At 68.3% G+C, this 2,481-nt stretch carries 3 protein-coding genes and 1 pseudogene; 3 read left to right on the top strand and 1 reads right to left on the bottom strand.

Translation table 11 applies throughout. The features are described 5' to 3' along the window. On the top strand, window positions 1-239 hold a 239-nt coding region (locus U9977_RS25585), incomplete at its 5' end, for a hypothetical protein (protein WP_322751840.1). A 137-nt stretch (window positions 240-376) separates the two neighbouring features. Here the strand turns inward: U9977_RS25585 and U9977_RS25580 are convergent. Further along, on the bottom strand, window positions 377-826 hold the full coding sequence (locus U9977_RS25580; protein WP_322751839.1) for a helix-turn-helix domain-containing protein: 450 nt from the start codon (window positions 824-826) through the stop codon (window positions 377-379). 131 nt (window positions 827-957) lie between these two features. On the opposite strand from U9977_RS25580, the gene U9977_RS25575 reads away from it, so the two are divergent. Both U9977_RS25575 and U9977_RS25570 read left to right on the top strand, forming a co-directional pair. Further along, window positions 958-1,815: an SDR family oxidoreductase gene (locus U9977_RS25575; RefSeq protein ID WP_322751838.1), complete on the top strand. Its 858-nt coding sequence runs from the start codon at window positions 958-960 to the stop codon at window positions 1,813-1,815. Between the two features lie 181 nt (window positions 1,816-1,996). Continuing rightward, window positions 1,997-2,481, top strand: a pseudogene (locus tag U9977_RS25570) (N-acetyl-gamma-glutamyl-phosphate reductase); the annotation flags it as partial.

Genomic DNA, 2,481 nt, shown 5'->3' with positions numbered 1-2,481 from the left:
TTGTCACCGTCGCCCGGGTCACCGAGGCGTTGCGGTCGGGCGCCGGTGATCTGCTGGAGGCGCTGACGCTGTTCGACGTCTACGAAGGGTCCCAGATCGGCGGCGGAAAACGGTCGCTCGCCTTCGGCCTACGGCTGCGGGCCGGGGACCGTACGCTCACGGCCGACGATGCGAACGCGGCGCGGGACGCGGCGGTCGCCGAGGCTGCCCGGGTGACTGGAGCAACTCTGCGTAGCTGACTGAATCCGATCGGAGATCATCCGATCGGAGGTCGCGACGGTCTGGTGTAGACCGGTCAGGCGCGACGGCGGCCGAGCACCCGCGTTCGAGCCCGCCATGCGTTCCGGGACGGCTACGGGCCAGGGCGGTGGCCTGGCTACCTGGACCGGTCGTAGTCTTCCTGAGCAGCGATGACGGTGGGCATCTCGGCCTCGACCAGGTCGATCAGGTCGCGGAGTTTCGTCGCGACGCGGCTGCCCAGCGGGGTCAGGCTGTACTCCACATGCGGCGGGATGCTGGTCTGGACTTCGCGGCGGACCAGGCCGTCGCGTTCGAGTGCGTGCAGAGTCTGGGCGAGCATCTTCTCGCTGATTCCGTCGACGCGGCGGCGCAACGCGTTGAACCGGTAGGTGTCCTCGGTCAGCGCGATCAGGGCGAGAACGCCCCATTTGCCGGTGATGTTCTCCAGGGTCCGGCGGGACGGGCAGGCGCGGGCGAAGACGTCGGCGACCAGGTTGTCCGTGGGGTCCGTGGGGTCCGTGGGGTCGACGGAGTCGACGGGGTCCGCGGGGTCGACGGGGGTGGCCGTCGGGATCATCCTGGCCATTGAACCACTGTACCGTCGTACACCGTACCGGGGAATGTAACCGTACCCACTGGTCGTTGGTGCTTCCGAAAAGTTAGTACATTCTGTTGGGAGTACCTGCAGTCCAACTCTGACGAACCCAGGGAGCACTTATGATCACTGTTACCGGCGCCACCGGACACCTCGGCCGGCTCGTCGTGGAGGAGCTGCTCAGGAGCGGCGTGCCCGCCGATGAGATCGTCGCCGCCGTCCGCAGCCCGCACAAGGCCGCGGATCTGGCCGAGCGCGGCGTGCAGGTACGCGAGGCGGACTACACCAAGCCCGAGACGCTGGCCACCGCGTTCGCCGGCACCGACAAGGTGCTACTGGTCTCCTCCAGCGAGGTCGGCCAGCGGGTGGCACAGCACCAGAACGTGGTGGACGCCGCCGTCCAGGCAGGAGTTTCCCTGCTCGCCTATACCAGCGTGCTGTCCGCGCAGACATCCGGTCTTGCGCTGGCCGCCGAGCACAAGGCCACCGAGGACATCATCGGCGCCTCCGGCCTGGCGCACGTCCTGCTGCGCAACGGCTGGTACATCGAGAACTACACCGAGAACCTCGCGCCGGCCTTCGAGCACGGCGCGATCCTGGGTGCGGCCGGCGAGGGTCGCATCTCCGCGGCTACCCGTGCAGACTTCGCCGCCGCCGCGGCGGCCGTGCTGACCGGTGCGGACCACGCCGGCACGGTGTACGAACTGGGTGGCGACCAGCCGTTCACCATGGCAGAGCTGGCCGCCGAGGTTGCAGCCCAGTCGGGCAAGCCGGTTGCCTACGCCGACCTGCCGGCCGAGGAATACACCAAGGTGCTGGTTGGTGTGGGCCTGCCCGAGGCATTCGCGGGTCTCCTGGCCGACTCCGACCTGGGTATCGGGAGGGGCGAGCTGTTCACCGACAGCGGTGACCTGGGCCGGCTCATCGGCCGCCCGACCACGACACTGGCCGAGGCGGTTGCCACTGCGCTGAAGGCCTGACCGACCATCCGTTTCGCGTGGAGCCTCCCGCCCGCCGCAACGATGTGAATGTGCTGTTGGTGGGGCAGCACCGGATTCACATCTTTTGCGGCTATTTATAGATGTTAAGAACGATTTGTGACCCGAGGATGTCCATCGGGCTCTTGCATGACCATGATGGTGTGTGTATAAGTTTTCAGTCATGGGGATGACAGCCGCGGTTGCCGGGGCAAGTGGCTACGCAGGTGGGGAGCTGCTCCGTCTGCTGCTCGGGCATCCAGACATCGAGATCGGTCCACTGGCGGCGGGTTCGTCGGCCGGTCTGGACGTCACCGACATCCACCCGCACCTTCCCGATCTCGCCGGCCGGGTCTTCCTCGACACCTCGGCCCTTGCCGGGATCGACGTCGACATCGTCTTCCTCGCGCTCCCGCACGGCGCGTCGGGCGCCGTCGCCCAGACGCTGCCGGCCGGCGTCCGGGTCGTCGACCTGGGAGCGGACCACCGACTCGCCGACGCCGACGCCTGGCGCCGGGCCTACGGCGGCGAACACGCGGGTGTTTGGACGTACGGGATGCCGGAACTGCCCGGCGCTCGGGCTGCCGTCCGTTCCAGCACCCGGGTTGCTGCACCAGGGTGTTATCCGACCGCGACCACGCTCGCCCTCGCGCCGCTGCTGGCCGCGGG

This window comes from Protofrankia sp. Cas8, from assembly GCF_963555845.1.
In the GTDB taxonomy this organism is placed as follows: Bacteria; Actinomycetota; Actinomycetes; order Frankiales; family Frankiaceae; genus Protofrankia.
This window is presented reverse-complemented; position numbering and strand designations above follow the sequence as displayed.

Excerpts from the sequence above, each read along its gene's own strand:
- U9977_RS25580 (WP_322751839.1), bottom strand. The coding sequence starts at position 826 with ATGGCCAGGATGATCCCGACGGCCACCCCCGTCGACCCCGCGGACCCC.
- U9977_RS25575 (WP_322751838.1), top strand. The coding sequence starts at position 958 with ATGATCACTGTTACCGGCGCCACCGGACACCTCGGCCGGCTCGTCGTG.